Genomic DNA, 592 nt, shown 5'->3' with positions numbered 1-592 from the left:
CAGACATCGACGTGGTTGCGGAAATGGCGGACATGATGTCAGCGACTCGCAGCTTCGAAACGAACGTGGAAGTGTTGGCAAATGTGAAAAGCATGCAGCAAGGCTTGCTTCGTTTAGGGCAGGGTAGCTAATGAGTCTTGCACAGTACACGGCATTATCGTCGGACGCTCCAGTTAAAGCGGCAGCAAAAGAAAACAGTGGCATTGCGCCAAACCCAACGGATAAGAACAGCGCGTCTTCACTTCAAAATGAGTTCATCTCTTTGATGGTGGCGCAAATTCAAAACCAAGATCCGTTAAACCCGTTAGACGGCACAGAGTACGTCGGGCAGTTGGCGCAGTTCTCTCAAGTTCAAAGTACCGAGAACATGTCTAAGGTCATGCAAAACAGCATGGTGCTACTCGACAACATGCAAGTGCTATCGACCGCCGGTTTGGTTGGTCAAACGGTTTACGTGAATTCAAAAGAATTCGAACTGGGTGATGGTGCGCAAAACGGCAAAATCGAACTGAGTCACGGTTCAAACCAAGTGACTTTAGTTGTGAAGGATCAGTTCGGTCAGAAGACGAACGTACCACTTGGCGCTCACGGC

The 592-nt window shown here is 49.2% G+C and carries 2 protein-coding genes; both read left to right on the top strand.

Going from position 1 to position 592, the window contains the following annotated elements; translation table 11 throughout:
* Positions 1–131 (top strand): flagellar basal body rod C-terminal domain-containing protein (locus R7Z47_RS25895; RefSeq protein WP_318130902.1); only part of this gene is annotated, 131 nt, incomplete at its 5' end.
* Positions 131–592: flagellar hook capping FlgD N-terminal domain-containing protein (locus R7Z47_RS25890; RefSeq protein ID WP_318130901.1), on the top strand; the 462-nt coding region annotated here is incomplete at its 3' end. The genes R7Z47_RS25895 and R7Z47_RS25890, both read left to right, overlap by 1 nt.

This window comes from Vibrio sp. 1641 (assembly GCF_033339995.1).
GTDB classification, from domain to species: Bacteria; Pseudomonadota; Gammaproteobacteria; order Enterobacterales; family Vibrionaceae; genus Vibrio; species Vibrio alginolyticus.
The sequence above is the reverse complement of the archived record's forward strand: the minus strand, read 5'-3'. Positions and strand labels throughout refer to the sequence as shown.